Below are 19,296 nucleotides of genomic sequence, written 5' to 3' on the forward strand. Positions count from 1 at the left end.
GCCTAGTGGCCGATTATTTCTTGCCTCTTCGCCGGACGATAAACTTTGACGAAGGCTTATTGCGTTTACGTGTTTTGTAGCCCTTTGTGGGTTTTCCCCAAGGGGTAGCAGGGTGCCGTCCACCAGAGCTTTTTCCCTCACCACCTCCTAGTGGATGATCAACGGGATTCATTGCAACACCTCTTACATGAGGCCTTCTACCGAGCCATCGGCTACGACCCGCCTTACCAAAGCTTACGTTAGAGTGATCCTGGTTGCCTACCTCGCCGATGGTGGCATAGCAGGTGGCAAGGATTAGTCTCATTTCACCCGAGGAGAGTCGGAAGGTCGCATATTCACCCTCCTTGGCCATGAGTTGTGCGCTAGCTCCAGCACTTCGGGCAATTTGTGCCCCTTTACCAGGCTTCATCTCGATGTTGTGGCATACAGTACCATCCGGAATCTTCGAGATCGGAAGGGCGTTGCCCATCTTCACATCAGCCTCTGGCCCAGACACTAACTCCTGGCCAATCTCTAGGCCGTTGGGGGCCACGATGTAGCGCTTCTCCCCATCCAGATAAACAAGAAGTGCCACCCTCGCCGAGCGATTCGGATCGTATTCAATCGTTCGAACCGTGGCAGGCACACCATGCTTTTCCCGCCTGAAATCAATCACTCGATAGCGGCGCTTATGGCCTCCGCCTCTCCAAAACGAGGTAGTTCTACCGTTGTTATTTCGACCGCCCGAGCTGAAAATTCCCTTGGTCAAAGATTTTTCGGGTTTATCCCGAGTAATCTCGTCCCTGGTGAGAATCGCCATGAAACGGCGGCCTGGTGATGTTGGTTTAAACTTCTTGAGTGGCATTATTGCCTCCCGATGTCTTATGCCGACTCGAAGAATTCAATATGATCGCCCTCTTTGAGAGTGACCACAGCTTTTTTCCAGGGCGGCCTTGAACCCATATGCCGACCAATTCGCACTCTCTTGCTTGGCATTGTCATCGTATTGACCTTGATAACGGTGACGCTGAACAACTCTTCAATAGCTGCTTTGATTTGAATCTTATTGGCGCGCCGATCCACATCAAAGACAACCTTATTCGACTCTTCGCTGCTCATTACGCTTTTTTCTGTTACGCAAGGCCGTTTAACTATCGAGGTATTTTCCATTTTTTATCCTGCCAATCTTTGGGCAATTGCCTCGATGGCGCCCTTTGTGCACAAAATATGCTCGTGCCACATGATATCGTATACGTTAAGTCCCTCGACCCGGAGTGGCTTGGCCGTGCGTACGTTCTTCACGGCAGTGAGGAAATTTGCCTGCTGCTCATTGCTTACCAAAAGTGTCTTGCCCGCGGCATCAAGGTTGTTGAGTGCATCGATTGCCGTCTTCGTCTTGGCCTCGGAGAACTGAAAATCCGCAATTACCTTAAGCTTTCCTTCTTTTAGCTTCAGGTTAAGTGCACTCATCAAAGCACCTCGACGCATTTTCTTGGGCATCCTCTGCTTATAGCTGCGCGGCTTAGGGCCAAAGGTTATACCACCACTACGCCAAATGGGGGATTTAACATCACCCGCGCGAGCGCGCCCAGTTCCCTTCTGACGCCAAGGCTTAGCGCCCGTCCCGCTTACTTCCTTGCGGGTTAAGGTTGAGTGCGTTCCGGCTCGCCGTTTGGCTAGCTGATACTTCACCATCTGATGAATCAGATGTAGCTTCACCTCGCCATTAAATACAGATTCGGGAAGTTCGATCTGCTCAACAACTTTTCCATCAAGGTCCAGTACGTCAACTTGAGACATATCTTCCTCAGCCTCCCCGCGCCGCGCGCTTTGAGGCCTTCAGGGGATTCAGGCTGCGCACCTGCTCCTTGGGGCCATCGAGGCCTCCACGCTGGCCCTTAACACTCTTGCGTAGGAAAACGAGACCACCAGGAGCTCCGGGAACGGAACCCCGGACAAAAATCAGATTGTCCTCGGGCACCAGGTCAACGAGTAACACACACTGTGTGGTCACGCGCTCATTGCCCATGTGGCCAGCCATCTTCTTTCCCTTGATAATGCGACCTGGATAAGCCGCGTTACCTACCGAACCTATTCCACGGTCGAACATACCGCCGTGGGAAGCGGGACCGCCAGAAAATCCGTGGCGTTTCATGGCTCCGGCAAATCCACGTCCCTTACTCGTTCCGGTAACGTCTATCCGATCACCTCGGTCAAAAGCTGTGGCATCTATTACGGAGCCAACCTCAAGCTCCTCGTCTCCCTCGCCAATTGGAACTTCCCTGATGTACCGGAAGGGCTGCGAACCCGCTTTTTTGAAGTGGCCCATCATGGCTTTCGAAACGCCCTTTTCTTTTTTCGGTGCGAATCCAATCTGTAACGCCTCGTAGCCATCTTTTTCAATTGACTTTTTCTGGAGTACGGTGCAAGGGCCCGCTTCCACCACAGTAACGGGTATCGTTCCCCCGTCAGGAGAAAATACGTGGGTCATGCCCAATTTTCGGCCCATAATAAAATCCATTGTTTCGTATCCCTGTCTAAAGCTTGATTTCGACGTCGACGCCAGCGGCCAACTCTAGTTTCATCAAGGCATCGACCGTCTGTTGGGTCGGGTCCATGATATCTACTAGGCGCTTATGCGTACGTGTTTCAAATTGCTCGCGGGACTTTTTATGCACGTGCGGTCCACGGAGCACCGTATATTTGCTAATCGTCGTAGGCAGAGGGATTGGTCCGACAAGAACCGCCCCAGTACGGCGTACCGTCTCGACAATCTCGGCCACCGACTGATCGAGCAGGCGGTGATCATAGGCTTTCAGGCGTATCCGAATCTTTTGATCCATCTTGCTCCCTACTGCCTCTCTCCCCTATGCGGGGGACTATTCGATCACCTCGGTAACGACCCCGGCACCTACTGTCCGGCCACCCTCGCGAATGGCGAAGCGAAGTTCTTTCTCCATTGCGATGGGCTGAATCAATACCACATCCATACCCACGTTGTCTCCCGGCATCACCATCTCGCGACCCTCGGGTAGTGTTACCGAGCCCGTCACGTCTGTTGTACGGAAATAAAACTGGGGACGGTAGCCATTGAAAAACGGGGTATGGCGACCACCCTCCTCTTTCGTCAATATGTACACCTCGCACTTGAACTTCGTGTGAGGCAGGATAGAGCCCGGCGCCGCAAGAACCTGGCCCCGCTCTATCTCATCTTTCTTCGTGCCGCGAAGCAAAACGCCTACGTTGTCGCCAGCTTGACCCTGGTCCAGAAGCTTGCGGAACATCTCAACCCCCGTCGCCACGGTCTTCTGCGTATCGTTGATCCCTACGATCTCTACGTCATCGCCTACGTTCACGATCCCGCGCTCTACACGACCCGTCGCAACCGTACCGCGACCCGAAATCGAGAATACGTCCTCAACCGGCATCAGGAACGGCTTATCTACATCGCGCTCTGGCTGAGGGATGTATGTATCTACCGCCGTCATCAGCTCATCGATGCTCTCCGTAGAGGTGCCCTCGAGGGCCTGAAGCGCCGAGCCTTTCACAAAGGGGATGTCGTCGCCTGGAAAATCGTAGTTCGAGAGAAGCTCCCGTACCTCCAACTCAACCAGATCCAGCAACTCCTCATCATCCACCATGTCTACTTTATTCATATACACAACGATGTTCGGAACCCCAACCTGCCGCGCCAGCAGTATGTGCTCGCGCGTCTGAGGCATCGGGCCGTCCGCAGCCGACACAACGAGAATCGCCCCGTCCATCTGAGCCGCTCCCGTTATCATGTTCTTCACGTAGTCTGCGTGTCCCGGGCAGTCAACGTGTGCGTAGTGACGGTTCGCCGTCTCGTACTCAACGTGCGCCGTCGCTATCGTGATACCACGCTCGCGCTCCTCAGGGGCTTTGTCGATCTCATCAAACGCGACCGCCTCGGCTCCGCCTGATTCCGCTAGATGCTTGGTTATCGCTGCCGTCAACGTTGTCTTCCCATGGTCAACGTGTCCGATCGTCCCTACGTTCACGTGCGGCTTTGTCCGTTCAAACTTCGCCTTAGCCATGGCAGAACTTCTCCTTTTCTTCTTCTTGTTTCGTATTCAGGCAATTTTGCCCGTATTTCTCACCGGACACCCGGCAAGCTTTATCAAGCAGTCTCTACAACCGCTCCCTGGACTCGGGCGATCAATTCCTCGGCCAAAGAAGCCGGCAATTGCTCGTACCGTCCGAACTGCATTGTATAAGTCGCTCTTCCCTGCGACATCGAACGCAGGTCAGTGGCATAACCAAACATCAGGGATAGGGGTACTGACGCTGTTACTACCTTCGCGCCCGCCCGATCTGACATTTCCTTGATACGGCCTCGACGGGAAGTTAAATCCCCCATCACATCACCCAGATAATCTGGAGGACAAATAGATTCCACATCCATTATTGGCTCAAGAAGTACAGGTTTGGCTTTTTTTACAGCATCTTTGAAAGCCATGGAACCGGCAATCTTAAATGCCATTTCTGAACTGTCCACTGCATGGAACGAGCCGTCATAAACAGTCGCCTCAATATCCACTACGGGATATCCAGCAATTACGCCCGAATCCAATGCCTCACGAACACCTTTTTCAACCGAGGAGATGTACTCACGAGGAATTGCTCCGCCAACGATTTTGTTGACAAAAACAAATCCACTTCCAGGCTCAAGAGGTTTAATCATGAGTTCGACATCGCCAAATTGGCCTCGTCCACCGGACTGGCGAACGAACCTAGATCTCGCATTCGACTCTACTCGAATCGTTTCGCGGAAGGCGACCTGTGGTTTACCTACGTTGGCAACAACACCAAATTCGCGGGTAAGCCGGTCAACTAAAATCTCCAGATGAAGCTCGCCCATCCCTGAAAGAATCGTCTGGCTAGTTTCCTCATCCGTCTTGACGATAAACGTCGGATCCTCGTCTGAGAGGCGTCCAAGCGCATTTCCGAGTTTGTCGTGATCCGCCTTCGTAGCGGGCTCGATGGCTATTGAAATAACAGGTTCGGGAAAATCAATCGATTCGAGAAGGATTGGATCTGAAGGGACGCAAAGTGTATTTCCTGTCTTTGTGCGGCGCAGGCCGATAGCAGCTACGATATCTCCGGCATGCGCCTCTTTTATTTCCTCACGTTTATTAGCATGCATCTGCAAAAGGCGCCCTACGCGTTCCTCTTTGCCAGTAACCATGTTCAAGACGGAAGATCCTGCTGCCAGAACACCGGAATAGACCCGGAGAAATATCAATTGGCCCACGAAAGAATCATTCATTACCTTGAAAGCGATAGCAGAAAAGGGCTCGTCGGTTGAGGGCTTTCGAATTGGCGCCACTTTACCAGCCTCAATTTCTTCTTCGGTCAACGTACCTTCTACCGGAGGCAGATTCAGCGGATTGGGCAGGTAATCTACAACAGCGTCAAGAAGAAGTTGAACACCTTTGTTTCTGAAAGCTGAGCCACAGAAAACCGGAACAGCCTCGCCCGACAGCGTGGCCTTCCGGATTACAGCTTTTACATCCTCAACGGGAATATCATCGCCGTTAAGGTAGCGCTCCATCAAAGCCTCATCGCACATCGATAGAGCCTCGAAAAGTTTCTCGCGCCATTCTGCTGCCAAATCTGCCATTTCAGCGGGAATATCGACGGTGCTAAAAGTCGTCCCCATGGGGTCATCGAAAACCCGCGCAGTGCCAGTCACCAAATCCACCATCCCCACGAAATCATCTTCCGTACCGATAGGCAGTTGAACCACCATGGGGTTCGAAGCGAGGCGCTCTTCAATCTGACTCACGACGCTATAAAAGTCCGCACCCATGCGGTCCATCTTGTTGACAAATACGATACGCGGAACGCCGTATTTCTCGGCCTGGCGCCATACAGTTTCGCTCTGGGGCTCAACACCCCCAACAGCACAGAAAACAGCTACAGCACCGTCAAGAACGCGTAGGCTGCGCTCTACCTCTGCCGTAAAGTCCACATGCCCCGGGGTGTCAATAATATTGATAATATGATCGTTCCACTCACACGTGGTAGCAGCGGAAGTGATTGTTATGCCTCTCTCTTGCTCCTGCTCCATCCAGTCCATGGTGGCGTTCCCATCATGAACCTCGCCCAGCTTATGGGTTCGACCCGTATAGAACAAAATACGTTCTGTGGTGGTCGTTTTCCCGGCATCGATGTGAGCCATGATACCGATGTTTCTAATTTTATCGAGAGGAGCTCTCTTTTCCACGACTTATCTTCCTTTATGCTTTACTACCAGCGGTAGTGAGCAAAGGCCTTATTGGCATCAGCCATACGATGGGTATTTTCTCTCTGTCGAACTGACCCACCAGTACTGTTAGCTGCATCCATGAGTTCGGCAGAAAGGCCAGCCTCAATCTTTTTGTCCCGACTTCGGGAGTTCTGAATAATCCATCTGATACTTAGTGCGGTCCGGCGATCCGGCCTGACTTCAATCGGAATCTGATAGGTCGCCCCACCGACTCGCCGAGGCCGAACCTCAAGAGCCGGCTTAACGTTCTCAACCGCACGCTTGAACACCTTGAGAGGATCTTCCTTCATTTTCTCTTCAATAATGTCCATCGCGTCGTAAAAAACTCTCTCGGCAAGCGATTTTTTGCCCTGAATCATCAACGAGTTGATGAACCGAGTTACCAGGCGATCCTTGAACTTCGGATCCGGTAAAACCACACGCTTAGTCGCTCTTTTCCGCCTTGCCATCAGGCGAAACCCTCCCTTTTAAACTGAGTTACCTAAAAAATAGGGGCTACTTCGGTCTTTTCGCTCCGTATTTTGATCTTCCGTTGCGACGGGCCTCGACACCAACGCTGTCGAGTGTCCCTCGCACTACATGGTAGCGAACTCCAGGAAGGTCCTTAACACGCCCGCCACGAATGAGCACAATGGAGTGCTCCTGTAGGTTGTGACCCTCGCCGGGAATATATGTTGTCACTTCCATCCCGTTTGTAAGTCGAACACGAGCCACCTTGCGGAGCGCGGAGTTGGGTTTCTTTGGCGTCGTAGTATAGACGCGCACACAAACTCCTCTTCTCTGAGGACAGGAGCGCAGGGCGGGGCTGCCTGACTTCTCACGGGTTTGCTTACGACCCTTTCGAATCAATTGACTTATTGTCGGCACAGCTCACTCCAAACAGTAAAAAAATTTCCAAAAAAAACCGCCTGAATGTCAGTTCAAGGCTCTAATGCCATAAAATCAAAATATCTAGCAAACAGGCCGTATGAACTCAATCAGGCGAAACACGCCTAATAACTTTAAATTCAATCACTAAGCACCATAGCATTACCAGGGAAAATCGCCCTGTTTCTGCTCAGGAAGCCGGGATTATAAAGAAACTCTAGCTCCTGTCAAGCCCAACAATTCACTATTCCTCAAGTCTTACAATTTACTTTTCTTCGGGTAATTTATATGACGAAATTTTCGCCTTTATTACTCCTCAGATGTTTCTTTTTCAACAACTGGAGCCGAGGGTGCGCTCACCGCCTCTTCTGTCGATTCTGCCTCTTCGACAGGCGATGAAGTTATCTCTACTACCTTCTCAACAACCTCCTCAACAACCTCCTCCTCCATCTCATCCACAGCGTCCGACATCAGTTGAGTATCATCCTGAGCGGGAGCAAGTTCCACTTCCGGTGAAAGCAATTCAACTTGTTGATACCTTTTATTACCAGTACCAGCGGGTATCAATCTCCCCATAATAACGTTTTCTTTGAGTCCCCTCAGGTGATCCACCTTTCCGGAAACTGAGGCCTGGGTCAGGACACGAGTCGTCTCCTGGAAGGAGGCAGCCGAAATGAAGCTATCAGTAGAAAGTGAAGCCCGGGTAATTCCAAGGAGAATTGGCCGTGCCGTCGCGGTAGTTCGACCTTCGTCGTCAGCTTCTTGATTGTGAGCCCTGAAAGACTCCCGCGTGACTTGCTCGCCAACGACAAATTCTGTCTCGCCAGGATCAGTAATCTCTAGGCGCCGGAGCATTTGCCGCACAATGACTTCAATATGCTTATCGTTGATCTGCACACCCTGAAGCCTATAGACCTCCTGGACCTCATTCACCAGATAGTTCTGGAGTTCCTTTTCGCCAAGAACAGCCAAAATGTCATGGGGATTAGCGGCACCATCCATCAAGGGCTCACCAGCTCGTACATAGTCGCCTTCTTGGACACTGACATGCTTACCACGCGGAATTAAATACTCACGTTCATCGCCCGTATCCGAAACCACTAACACTCGCCTCATGCCCCTGAGTGTCCCGGCAAATTTCACATTTCCGTTGATCTCGGAAATTATCGCGTTCTCCTTGGGTTGACGCGCCTCGAAAAGCTCCACCACACGTGGCAGACCACCAGTAATGTCCTTCGTTTTCGAAGTATCACGCGTGATTTTGAAAATCACAGTGCCAGGAGTGATCAGTTCGCCCTCAATTACGGAAATGTGCGCACCAGCCGGCAACGGATACATCGCAAGTTGCTCACCACCTTCGTCCGTGAGCACGGCTCTCGGCTGGCGCTTTTCATCAACGTGGTCAAGTATCACCCGGCGAGAGAGACCGGTAATTTCATCGATCTCCTCTTGCATGGTCAAACCTTCAATAACATCGACAAGATTAATCCGCCCATCTTTGTCAGCCATGACCGATGTGGTGTAAGGATCCCATTCGAGAATTTTTTCACCCTCACTGACCCGCGCACCTTCTCTCGCCTTGATCGAGGCTCCGTAAACAACAGTGTAGCGTTCCCGCTCGCGACCACTTTCATCGCAAATAGCAATCTGACCATTTCGATTCATGACAAGATGATCGCCTCGTGCAGTGACGATTACTCGGAGGTTTTCATATTTAATTATCCCAGGCCTTTTCGCCTCAACAGTGCTTTGCTCGCCAGCACGCATCGCAGTCCCGCCGATGTGGAAGGTGCGCATTGTCAACTGGGTTCCAGGCTCACCGATAGACTGCGCCGCTATGACACCAACCGCCTCGCCTATTTCAATCATCTTGCCAGTACCCAGGCTTCGGCCATAACATTTTGAGCAGACACCTGCCCGCGCATCACAGGTGAGCACCGAGCGAATGACAACTTTATCGACACCCGCATTTTCGATGAGTTGGACTTTAGTTGAATCGATCTCATCGCCTACTTTACAGAGCACATCCCCATTAAACGGGTCCTTGATGTCCTGAACAGCAATTCTGCCAAGAATGCGATCACCAAGCGCCTGGATGATCTCACCACCCTCGACCAGGGAAATCATGTCAATCCCATTCACAGTTCCGCAATCTTCCAAGGAGATGATGACATCCTGCGCCACATCGACCAGGCGGCGAGTCAAATATCCACTATTAGCAGTCTTAAGGGCCGTGTCAGCCAATCCTTTACGTGCGCCGTGCGTCGAGATGAAGTACTGGAGCACCGAAAGGCCTTCACGGAAATTGGCTGTAATCGGAGTTTCGATGATCTCGCCCGAAGGCTTTGCCATCAAACCACGCATTCCCCCAAGCTGGCGAAGCTGGGCGGTACTCCCGCGTGCTCCAGAGTCGGCCATAATGTAAATGGGGTTAAAGTCAGAATCGACAGTGGTTCTATTGTCAGCAGGCCTATTAATCTCACCGCCGTTCATCATCCATTCATCTTCTGTCTCAAGAGACTTGAACATCTCACCCGCCACCTCTTCGGTAACGTGGCTCCAAATATCGATAACCTTGTTGTAGCGCTCGCCATCGGTAATGAGACCGTCGCGGTATTCCTTTTCCACATCCAAAACCTGATCACGGGCTCGATCGGTTAACTCAACTTTTTTGTCAGGTATCTTCATATCGTCAATCGAGATGGAAATACCGGCCATGGTGGCATGATAGAAACCCAGATCCTTCAAATTATCGAGGAACTGGACCGTCGCCGCGCGACCCGCGAGGTCATAGCATGTGGCTACAAGACTTGTGAGACTCCGCTTGTCGAGCACTTTGTTGACCGCAGCAAACGGAACACTGTCGGGCAGGATATCGAACATCAACATCCGGCCCACCGTTGTCTCAACCAAATCTCCTTGAACCCGGGCACGGACACGAGTCTGCAAGTCGAGCTCTTTCTGATCATAGGCAACTCGAATTTCCTTGGAACCACTAAAGACGCGCCCCTCACCCTTTGCGCCAGAGCGGGGCTTAGTCAGATAGTAGCAACCCAGGATGATGTCCTGACTCGGAACGGCTACCGGCATCCCATTCGCGGGGGAGAGGATATTGTTGGCCGAGAGCATCAATACCCTCGCCTCCTCCATTGCATCAATTGAAAGAGGAACATGCACAGCCATCTGATCGCCGTCGAAGTCAGCGTTGAAAGCGGCGCAAACCAGAGGATGAACACGAATGGCCTTACCCTCAACCAGTTGGGGCATGAAAGCCTGCATACCCAGTCTATGAAGCGTGGGTGCCCGGTTGAGAATTACAGGATGGTTTTTCACCACTTCTTCGAGAATATCCCAAACCTCGGGCTGCTCCTCGTCGACCATCTTCTTAGCTGCTTTAACAGTGGAAACCAGCCCCTTTTCTTCCAGCTTGTTATAAATAAATGGCTTGAACAACTCGAGGGCCATCTTCTTGGGCAAACCACACTGGTTGAATCTAAGCTCAGGGCCGACAACGATTACGGAGCGGCCCGAATAGTCCACACGCTTTCCGAGAAGGTTCTGACGAAAGCGGCCTTGCTTTCCCTTAAGCATGTCCGAAAGACTCTTAAGAGGTCTTCTGTTCGCACCCCGAAGCAAACGTCCCCGTCGCCCATTATCGAACAGAGCGTCAACAGCTTCCTGGAGCATCCGCTTCTCGTTTCGAATAATGATGTCTGGAGCCTTTAGCTCCATCAGCCTCATCAAACGATTATTCCGGTTAATGACACGGCGATAGAGATCGTTTAGATCACTCGTTGCAAAACGCCCACCATCAAGAGGCACCAGTGGCCGGAGTTCGGGTGGCAATACAGGCACCACCTCAAGTATCATCCATTCAGGTCGGTTACCCGAATTCCGGAAGGCGTCCACCACTTTGAGGCGTTTAATATATTTCCGCTGCTTCTGAACGTTGTTAGTTTCTTTGATATCGATCTTTAGCTGAACCGCGAGGGACTCAAGATCGATTTCCTCAAGAAGCTCTCGAATTGCTTCAGCGCCAATGCCAATCTTGAATTCATCTTCATCAAATTCATCAAGCAATTGGCGATACTGCTCCTCTGTGACCAACTCGCCTTTCTTTAAGCCAGTCTCTCCTGGATCGACAACAACATAATTCTCAAAATAGAGAACCCGCTCAAGCTCGCGAAGAGTCATGTCGAGAAGATTACCGATACGGCTAGGCAACCCTTTGAAGAACCATACATGGGATACGGGACTTGCCAGTTCGATGTGGGCAAGCCTCTCTCTACGAACTTTCGAGGAGATGACCTCGACCCCACACTTCTCACAAACGACGCCGCGATATTTCATGCGCTTGTACTTGCCACACAGGCATTCGTAATCCTTTATCGGACCGAATATCACCGCACAAAAAAGGCCATCCCGCTCTGGTTTAAAAGTGCGGTAATTGATGGTCTCCGGTTTTTTCACTTCGCCCGATGACCATGCTCGGATGGTGTGCGGCGAAGCTAGTCGAATGCGGATAGCGTCAAATGAGACGGGATCCTTCGGCTTTTCAAACAAATTGAGGATGCTGTCCAATGCATTTCCTCCTGGTGCCTTGCGGGTTAACCCGCGGGCGATTATTTACCGCGGGGCCTCGCCGCTTTCGATCAGCTCGATGTCGAGAGCGAGACTCTGCAACTCTTTCATCAAAACGTTGAATGACTCGGGCAAATTCGCTTCCAGAAGATTTTCTCCCTTGACGATAGACTCGTACATCCGAGTCCGCCCAGCCACGTCATCACTTTTCACTGTCAAGATTTCCTGCAAGATTTTAGCGGCACCGTATGCCTCCAGCGCCCATACCTCCATCTCACCAAGCCGCTGTCCACCAAATTGCGCCTTACCGCCTAGAGGCTGCTGAGTAACTAAGGAGTACGGGCCGGTCGAGCGAGCATGGATTTTGTCGTCAACCAGATGGTGAAGCTTTAGCATGTAGATAATTCCCACTGTTACGGCCTGCTCAAAAACATCGCCACTACGGCCATCGAGCAATTTTGTCTTGCCGTAGGGGGGCAGCTTCGCCTCCTCCATCAAATTAACAATGTCCTCTTCGTGAGCTCCGTCGAAAACAGGGGTGGCAAAATGTTTCCCCAACTTCTCTCCGGCCCAACCAAGATTCGTCTCCAAAATCTGGCCCACGTTCATTCGCGAGGGCACTCCTAGCGGATTCAGAATAATGTCGATTGGCGTGCCGTCATCGAGGTAAGGCATATCCTCGACAGGAACGATGGTTGACACGACGCCCTTGTTACCGTGACGCCCAGCCATCTTATCGCCCACCTGAAGCTTGCGTTTCATCGCGACATAAATTTTGACCATTTTCTGCACTCCAGGAGGAAGTTCATCGCCCTTTTGAAGCTTACTTATCTTTTCCTCAAGAATGCTCTCTAGTAATTTGATTTGCTCATCGGACCTGAGAAACACCTCTTTAAGCTGACCCACAACTTCCTTGGAAACAGCCACCTTAAGCAATTGATTGCCTTTAAATGGTGCAACTGCCGCTGCAGTCAGAGCATCACCTTTGTTCGCAAGAGCATCTCCCGACTCGGGGTGTACCACCTTGGCGGTAGCCTCTTTGCCAACAAGCATTGAACGGAGACGCTGCTCACCCTCTTCACGGATGATACGTATCTCATCTCCATAATCCTTTTCGAGGCGAGCGATTTCCTCCTCCTCGATGGTAATGGTTCTTGCATCCTTGGGTATTCCTCTACGAGAAAATACCCTCACCTCAACAATGGTTCCCTCGACACCGGGAGGCATCCGAAGCGAGGAATCACGAACATCTCCGGCCTTTTCTCCAAATATCGCCCGAAGCAACTTCTCCTCTGGGCTAAGCTGAGTTTCACCCTTTGGGGTGATACGCCCCACCAGAACATCGCCCGGGGCAACTCTCGCGCCCACACGAATGATTCCGCTCTCATCAAGATTCATGAGAGCCTCTTCACTCTGATTGGGAATGTCTCTTGTAATCTCCTCAGGTCCTTGTTTCGTATCTCGCGCCTGAATCTCAAATTCATCGATGTGGATAGATGTGTAAATATCCTCCTTAACCACTCGCTCCGAGATGATAATAGCGTCCTCGAAGTTAAAACCGTTCCAAGGCATGAAGGCGACCAGCATGTTTCGGCCCAGGGCAAGCTCGCCCTTATCGGTCGAAAAACCGTCGGCAATAACTTCGCCTTTCTTAACCTTCTGACCTACATGAACAATTGGCTTTTGATTAATACAAGTATTCTGATTGGAGCGGCGATACTTCACGAGATTGTGAATAAACACACCAGGATCCCGTGCCTCGCGTTCGTCTCCAGTCGCACGGATAACCACTCTGGCCGCATCCGCGCTGACAACCTCGCCATCTGCACGAGCGAGAACAACCGCACCCGAATCACGAGCAGCCACGGCTTCCATGCCGGTGCCCACACGCGGCGCCTCCGTCCTCAAAAGTGGAACGGCTTGACGTTGCATGTTCGACCCCATCAAAGCTCGGTTGGCGTCGTCATTCTCAAGGAAGGGAATGAGAGAGGTTGCCACACTCACCAACTGCTTCGGCGAGACATCCATGAAGTCAACCTGTTCTTTGGGAACCAGGACAAATTCCCCGCTAGTTCTCGCAGAAATCATGTCGTTGAGAAGATTACCCTTCTCATCAACAGCGGCATTTGCCTGGGCAATTTTATACTTATCCTCATCGATGGCTGAAAGCCATTCGACCTCATCAGATACGCGCCCACTCACCACCTTGCGACAGGGCGTCTCGATGAAACCGTACTCATTAACACGAGCATAGGTTGAAAGGCTGGCTATCAGCCCAATGTTCGGGCCCTCAGGCGTTTCAATTGGGCAAATCCGACCATAGTGAGTCGGGTGCACATCACGCACCTCAAAACCAGCTCGGTCGCGAGTCAAACCTCCGGGACCAAGTGCCGACAGTCTTCTCTTGTGGGTAATCTCTGAAAGGGGATTCGTCTGGTCCATGAACTGACTTAACTGACTCGACCCGAAAAACTCTTTTATCGCCGCCGTGATCATCTTTGAGTTGATTAAATCACGTACAGACAAGGTTTCAATATCTTGAATACTCAGCCTCTCGCGAATGGCCCTTTCCATCCGGACCAGCCCCACGCGGAACTGACTCTCAAGCAACTCGCCCACCGAACGGACACGCCTGTTGCCCAAATGGTCAATATCATCCACAGAACCTTGTCCATGACGAAGCTCGATAATGTAGCGAACAGTTGCAATTACATCGTCGAGGGTAAGCGTTCGCTGATCTAGCGGCAGATTGAGACCCAGCTTTGTGTTGAGCTTGAGACGACCTATCCTAGACAAATCATAGCGCTTGGCATTGAAGAACAGGTTTTCGAATAGGTTTTTAGCTGTGTCCTTCGTCGGCGGGTCGCCAGGTCTGAGCCGCTTGTATATCTCTACTAGTGCGTCCTCGGACGTTTCACATTTATCCGTTGTCAGTGTGTCGCGAATCGTTCGATCAGCTCCGACACCCGAGACATAGAGGAGTGGAATTTTGGCAATATTTTTCTCGCGTATTGTGGCGATACACTCTGCTGTAATCTCGGAGTTTGTATCGAACAGCACTTCTCCCGTCTCGGGATCAGCTATCGGCTGGGCTACAATGCCTCCCACAACTTCCTCGTCTTTAAGATCGAGGGTTTCAATTCCGGCAGCCTGAAGCTTCCTGAGCGTAGGCCTGGTGAATTTCCGACCCGCCTTAAGAAGCAACTCCCCCGTCTTGGGGAGTACAAGATCCTCAAAAATACGCTGATTCACCATCAACTCGGTTATATTCTTGAAGAAAACCTTCCGCTTGTCATCGTAAAATATATCCTCACTCTGATAGAACGAGTTGAGAATATCGTCCATCGAGAGGCCGAAGGCACGCAGAAGAACCGTGACCGGCAGCTTGCGCCGACGGTCGATGCGCACATAGAGCAACTCTTTGGTATCAAACTCAAAATCGAGCCAACTTCCTCGCGCCGGAATCATCCGTGCGGTGAAAGCTGACATAGCGGAAGACTTGGTTTTATCGGAACTGAAGAATGCGCCCGGCGAGCGGTGCATTTGACTGACAACCACACGCTCGGTGCCGTTGATAATGAACGTTCCGTTGTCGGTCATCAGGGGGACTTCACCCAGATAAACCTTTTGCTCTTTGACCTCGCTGACTCGCTTTTCCTTGGTCTGCTCGTCCTTTTCGTAAATCGTCAGCCGGAGCAACACCCGAAGAGGAGCAACATACGTCATTCCCCTCTGGCGGCATTCGTCCGCTTCGTGCTTCTGGCGGCAAAAAATCTCATTACCATTGTCATCGACAATGCCCGGGCCACCAAGACCCTCGTACTCGACGCCAGCCGCCTCCCATATCCCGATTTCATAGCCGAGATACTCAAGAACAGCATTTTCACCCGAATCCGTAATGGGAAATATGCTACGAAATACGCCTTCTAGCCCTTCGTCGGGTCGGCGGTCCTCCGCCTTAGTCTCCCACAAGAGAAAACGCTCGTAGGAGGCGAGTTGGATATCAATCAGATTGGGAATGTCTATAACCGCAGGAATCTTTGCGAAATCCTCGCGAATCCTACGGCCATTACCGTTTGCATTTAGCTTCGTATTCATCGCTTACCTCGAAGGCGGTTCCTGGGGAGGCCCCGGCGCCTTAATGGCCTCGGGACAACAGGGATTACCAGCACTCTACTCGGCAAGCTTTATGAGATTTCCACCTCTGCACCGACAGCCTTTAACTTCTCTGCTGCTGCGTCGGCATCTTCTTTGGAGACATTCTCCACAACAGGTTTGGGAGCTGTATCAGCCACCTCTTTCGCCTCCTTGAGACCCAGGCTTGTCAACTCACGAATGGTCTTAATAACCTTGATTTTCTCACCACCAACTGCTTTTAACGTTACAGTGAACTCGGTCTGCTCCTCAGCTGCCTCAGCTTCGCCAGCCGCTGGCGCGGCACCCATCATCATCGGTGCTGCAGCTGTTACACCAAACTTTTCTTCTAATTCCTTGACGAATTCACTGAGTTCGAGGACTGTCATACTTTCAATAAAGGAGATCACATCTTCTTTAGTCGCCACTATTAAACCCTTCCTATGTGCTACAGGTATTCAGATAGCCCCGAGCAGGGGCACCAAAAATATACGCAAACAAGGAAATCCCATTATATAGGGGTAACTGGCTATTCTTACTCGGTTTCTTTCTTTTTTGCAATGGCCTGGACAGCAAAGACCAACCTTGTCAGTACCGCGTTGAGAACACGTGGCAGAGAGGCCACCTGGGCATCCATCACCCCTACTAATTGGCCCAGCAAAGCCTCGCGGGAAGGCAAATCCGCCAAAGCCTTAATCTGAGACTCATCGAGGAAATCCCCTTCCACCACACCGCCGTTAATTTTCCCGCCTTCGGCATCCTTGAGAAAATCATTAAGCACCTTTGCGGGAGCTACTGGGTCGCCTTTGGCAATCGCCAGAGATATGGGCCCTTTAAGATGCTCCCGAAGCGAATCAAACGACGTTCCATCAATCGCACGATCAAGAAGGTTGTTCTTCATCACCGTGAGTTCAACACCCGCCTCGCGGGTTTTACTCCTGAGAACCGTCATCTGGCTAACGGAAAGACCCCGGAAATCAAATAGGATCGCCGCCGTTGCATCTGCCATTTTTTCACGGATAATTTCAACCTGGGCCACTTTTTGCTCATTTGGGCCTTTATCGGTCGCCGCTCTTCCTTTTTCAGCTACATCAGTGGACATAGTTCCGGTCCCCTACTTCAAAGATGCGATGATACCCTGGTGATCAACTTTCACACCGGGACCCATCGTGCTGGAGATTGTCAATCCGCGAAAATACACACCCTTGCTAGACGCTGGTTTCGCCCGAACCAGAGCATCAACCATCGCCCTGATATTGTCGGCCAGTGCATTGACCTCAAAGCTGGCTTTTCCAACCGCCGCGTGGATGATACCCGCCTTATCCACTCGATATTCGACCTTCCCTGCTTTTATTTCCTTCACCATCCGCTCGACATCAAACGAAACGGTGCCCGACTTAGGATTCGGCATTAATCCCCTAGGCCCAAGAATTTTACCAATCTTGCCGACCACGCCCATAACATCCGGGGTCGCAACTACACGGTCAAATGCCATCCATCCACCCTGGACTTTTTCGGCCAGATCCTCGGCTCCAACAAAATCGGCCCCGGCATCCGCCGCTTCCCTAGCTTTATCACCTTTGGCAAAAACGGCCACCGTTTGCGTTTTGCCGATGCCACTAGGCAAAACTACGCTTCCCCGCACCATCTGTTCCGCGTGGCGAGGGTCAACACCCAACTTAGCCGATAATTCGACAGATTCGTCGAATTTGACCTTGGTAGCACCTTCTTTGAGAAAAGCCAGAGCTTCATCGAGAGGATATAGCTTATCTCGATCCAGCTTCTCCTCGGCACCATTGTAACGCTTTCCATGTTTAGCCATATTGGCCTCCTGTTTCGTGGTTCGCGCGGCGCCTTCCGGCCACGCGGCCGGACGCCTCCCACAACTGCTTGTCTAACCTTCAACCATAATGCCCATACTTCGGGCAGTACCCTCAATAATACGCATCGCCATTTCGACATCGCTCGCGTTTAGATCCTCTTTCTTTGTTTCCGCAATTTCCTTGACCTGGTCACGAGTGACCGAGCCAACAGACTCTCTGCCCGAGAGTCCGCTTCCCTTCGCGAGACCAGCAGCCTGTTTTAGCAGGGCTGATGCGGGCGGGCTCTTCATAATAAAGGTGAAGCTCTTATCCTTATATACGGAAAGAACGACGGGAATAATCGTTCCCTCCCGGCCCTGAGTCTGTGCATTAAAAGCTTTGCAAAACTCCATAATATTCACCCCTTGCTGACCTAGCGCGGGGCCGACTGGAGGGGCGGGATTCGCCTGGCCAGCCGGAATCTGAAGTTTTACAGTGGCTTCAACTTCTTTTGTCTTTTGGGCCATCTCTTCTCACTTTACTTTTTGAAAAATAAAAGCATCCCCTGTGGGACTTGCACTTCGTTATCAGACTTTCTCGACCTGGAGCATTTCGAGCTCGACCGGAGTGGTCCTCCCGAAGATGCTCACCATAACCTTGACCTTTCCTCGGTCTGGATGAACTTCGTCGATAACACCCGTGAAGTTAACAAAAGGACCGTCAACAACACGGATATTTTCACCCTTCTCGAACTCGACCTTGTGGGCAGGCTTCTCTGCCTCACCTTTCATTTGTTTGACAACGTTTTGGACTTCGGCATCGCTCAGTGCTGAAGGAGATGTTCCCCCCAGAAATCCGGTAACCTTCGGGGTATTCTTGACCAAGTACCAGGACTGCTCATCACAATCCATCTCGATAAGAATGTAGCCTGGGAAGAATTTTCGATTACTAGTGCGCCGCTTCCCACCCTTCATCTCTACAACTTGCTCGGTTGGAACAACAATTTCGCCCAATTGTTCCTCAATCCCCGAAATGCGGAACTGTTCCATGATATTCAGCCGCACCTTGTTCTCAAATCCTGAATAGGTGTGAACCACGTACCACTCTTTAGCCACGCCAGAATCTCCGCTCAAGTAGCCAGGCTCAGGACATAGTCGATAACACGAGTAAGCGCCAAATCAACTAAACCTAAGTACAGGGCGATAAAAAACACAAACACCAATGCTACAACTGTCTGAACAGCCGTTTGCTTCCAAGGGGGCCAAGTTACCCTTTTCGCCTCAGTCTGAACGTCCATCAAGAACGACCGGGCTTGACTCCACCAATTCATCACATTCACAGCCATCATCACCCTGGAAATTAGGCCGGACTACGAATCATCCGGCAATTACATTACATAGATTAAACCCAATGCCTCAGGCAGCATTTCCTGGCAGGCCAGGAGGGACTCGAACCCCCAACCGCCGGATTTGGAGTCCGGTGCTCTACCAATTGAGCCACTGGCCTTCGCAATCTTCTTTTGTCTCTCCCCTATGCGGGGGACTATTCGATCACCTCGGTAACGACCCCGGCACCTACTGTCCGGCCACCCTCGCGAATGGCGAAGCGAAGTTCTTTCTCCATTGCGATGGGCTGAATCAA

The 19,296-nt window shown here is 51.4% G+C and carries 18 protein-coding genes and 1 tRNA gene; all 19 read right to left on the bottom strand.

Annotation, left to right across the window (positions count from 1 at the left end):
* Window positions 1-13 precede the first annotated feature (13 nt).
* Window positions 14-844: a 50S ribosomal protein L2 gene (gene rplB / locus HOJ95_08775; protein MBT6394786.1), complete on the bottom strand. Its 831-nt coding sequence runs from the start codon at window positions 842-844 to the stop codon at window positions 14-16.
* Between the two features lie 17 nt (window positions 845-861).
* Complete coding sequence (gene rplW / locus HOJ95_08780) at window positions 862-1,149, bottom strand: 50S ribosomal protein L23 (protein ID MBT6394787.1); 288 nt, start codon at window positions 1,147-1,149, stop codon at window positions 862-864.
* A 3-nt stretch (window positions 1,150-1,152) separates the two neighbouring features.
* On the bottom strand, window positions 1,153-1,779 hold the full coding sequence (gene rplD / locus HOJ95_08785; protein ID MBT6394788.1) for a 50S ribosomal protein L4: 627 nt from the start codon (window positions 1,777-1,779) through the stop codon (window positions 1,153-1,155).
* A 7-nt stretch (window positions 1,780-1,786) separates the two neighbouring features.
* A complete protein-coding gene (gene rplC, locus HOJ95_08790) occupies window positions 1,787-2,500 on the bottom strand; it encodes a 50S ribosomal protein L3 (protein MBT6394789.1) in 714 nt (237 codons plus the stop codon).
* 16 nt (window positions 2,501-2,516) lie between these two features.
* A complete protein-coding gene (gene rpsJ, locus HOJ95_08795) occupies window positions 2,517-2,822 on the bottom strand; it encodes a 30S ribosomal protein S10 (protein MBT6394790.1) in 306 nt (101 codons plus the stop codon).
* Between the two features lie 36 nt (window positions 2,823-2,858).
* The gene (gene tuf / locus HOJ95_08800) at window positions 2,859-4,037 is read right to left on the bottom strand and encodes an elongation factor Tu (GenBank protein ID MBT6394791.1); all 1,179 of its coding nucleotides are present in this window, start codon (window positions 4,035-4,037) and stop codon (window positions 2,859-2,861) included.
* A gap of 83 nt (window positions 4,038-4,120) precedes the next feature.
* A complete protein-coding gene (gene fusA, locus HOJ95_08805) occupies window positions 4,121-6,229 on the bottom strand; it encodes an elongation factor G (protein MBT6394792.1) in 2,109 nt (702 codons plus the stop codon).
* 23 nt (window positions 6,230-6,252) lie between these two features.
* The gene (gene rpsG, locus HOJ95_08810; protein MBT6394793.1) at window positions 6,253-6,720 is read right to left on the bottom strand and encodes a 30S ribosomal protein S7; all 468 of its coding nucleotides are present in this window, start codon (window positions 6,718-6,720) and stop codon (window positions 6,253-6,255) included.
* 46 nt (window positions 6,721-6,766) lie between these two features.
* Window positions 6,767-7,138, bottom strand: coding sequence for a 30S ribosomal protein S12 (locus HOJ95_08815; protein ID MBT6394794.1), 372 nt, complete (start codon window positions 7,136-7,138; stop codon window positions 6,767-6,769).
* 309 nt (window positions 7,139-7,447) lie between these two features.
* Window positions 7,448-11,719, bottom strand: a complete 4,272-nt coding sequence (gene rpoC / locus HOJ95_08820) for a DNA-directed RNA polymerase subunit beta' (protein MBT6394795.1) — start codon at window positions 11,717-11,719, stop codon at window positions 7,448-7,450.
* Between the two features lie 45 nt (window positions 11,720-11,764).
* Window positions 11,765-15,817 (bottom strand): DNA-directed RNA polymerase subunit beta, encoded by a 4,053-nt coding sequence (gene rpoB, locus HOJ95_08825; GenBank protein MBT6394796.1) that lies wholly within the window; start codon window positions 15,815-15,817, stop codon window positions 11,765-11,767.
* Window positions 15,818-15,906: 89 nt separating this feature from the next.
* Window positions 15,907-16,284, bottom strand: coding sequence for a 50S ribosomal protein L7/L12 (gene rplL, locus HOJ95_08830; protein ID MBT6394797.1), 378 nt, complete (start codon window positions 16,282-16,284; stop codon window positions 15,907-15,909).
* Between the two features lie 104 nt (window positions 16,285-16,388).
* Entirely contained in the window at window positions 16,389-16,955 is a 567-nt protein-coding gene (rplJ, locus tag HOJ95_08835; protein ID MBT6394798.1) for a 50S ribosomal protein L10, read from the bottom strand.
* Between the two features lie 12 nt (window positions 16,956-16,967).
* Window positions 16,968-17,675 carry a 50S ribosomal protein L1 gene (locus HOJ95_08840; protein MBT6394799.1) on the bottom strand — a complete coding sequence of 236 codons (708 nt, stop codon included), beginning with the start codon at window positions 17,673-17,675 and terminating at the stop codon, window positions 16,968-16,970.
* Between the two features lie 72 nt (window positions 17,676-17,747).
* The gene (gene rplK, locus HOJ95_08845) at window positions 17,748-18,182 is read right to left on the bottom strand and encodes a 50S ribosomal protein L11 (protein ID MBT6394800.1); all 435 of its coding nucleotides are present in this window, start codon (window positions 18,180-18,182) and stop codon (window positions 17,748-17,750) included.
* Window positions 18,183-18,242: 60 nt separating this feature from the next.
* Window positions 18,243-18,770: a transcription termination/antitermination protein NusG gene (gene nusG / locus HOJ95_08850; protein ID MBT6394801.1), complete on the bottom strand. Its 528-nt coding sequence runs from the start codon at window positions 18,768-18,770 to the stop codon at window positions 18,243-18,245.
* 14 nt (window positions 18,771-18,784) lie between these two features.
* Complete coding sequence (gene secE / locus HOJ95_08855; protein ID MBT6394802.1) at window positions 18,785-18,994, bottom strand: preprotein translocase subunit SecE; 210 nt, start codon at window positions 18,992-18,994, stop codon at window positions 18,785-18,787.
* A gap of 91 nt (window positions 18,995-19,085) precedes the next feature.
* A tRNA-Trp gene (locus tag HOJ95_08860) sits at window positions 19,086-19,161 on the bottom strand.
* A gap of 36 nt (window positions 19,162-19,197) precedes the next feature.
* Window positions 19,198-19,296 (bottom strand): elongation factor Tu (locus HOJ95_08865; GenBank protein ID MBT6394803.1); only part of this gene is annotated, 99 nt, incomplete at its 5' end.

The sequence above is a fragment of the Nitrospinaceae bacterium genome (assembly GCA_018669005.1).
Classification (GTDB): Bacteria; UBA8248; UBA8248; order UBA8248; family UBA8248; genus UBA8248.

Coding starts and splice junctions, on each gene's coding strand:
- rpoB (MBT6394796.1), bottom strand. CDS start 15,817: ATGAATACGAAGCTAAATGCAAACGGTAATGGCCGTAGGATTCGCGAG.
- rpsG (MBT6394793.1), bottom strand. CDS start 6,720: ATGGCAAGGCGGAAAAGAGCGACTAAGCGTGTGGTTTTACCGGATCCG.
- rpsJ (MBT6394790.1), bottom strand. CDS start 2,822: ATGGATCAAAAGATTCGGATACGCCTGAAAGCCTATGATCACCGCCTG.
- rplJ (MBT6394798.1), bottom strand. CDS start 16,955: ATGTCCACTGATGTAGCTGAAAAAGGAAGAGCGGCGACCGATAAAGGC.
- rplW (MBT6394787.1), bottom strand. CDS start 1,149: ATGGAAAATACCTCGATAGTTAAACGGCCTTGCGTAACAGAAAAAAGC.
- tuf (MBT6394791.1), bottom strand. CDS start 4,037: ATGGCTAAGGCGAAGTTTGAACGGACAAAGCCGCACGTGAACGTAGGG.
- rplC (MBT6394789.1), bottom strand. CDS start 2,500: ATGGATTTTATTATGGGCCGAAAATTGGGCATGACCCACGTATTTTCT.
- rplK (MBT6394800.1), bottom strand. CDS start 18,182: ATGGCCCAAAAGACAAAAGAAGTTGAAGCCACTGTAAAACTTCAGATT.
- rplB (MBT6394786.1), bottom strand. CDS start 844: ATGCCACTCAAGAAGTTTAAACCAACATCACCAGGCCGCCGTTTCATG.
- rplD (MBT6394788.1), bottom strand. CDS start 1,779: ATGTCTCAAGTTGACGTACTGGACCTTGATGGAAAAGTTGTTGAGCAG.
- HOJ95_08840 (MBT6394799.1), bottom strand. CDS start 17,675: ATGGCTAAACATGGAAAGCGTTACAATGGTGCCGAGGAGAAGCTGGAT.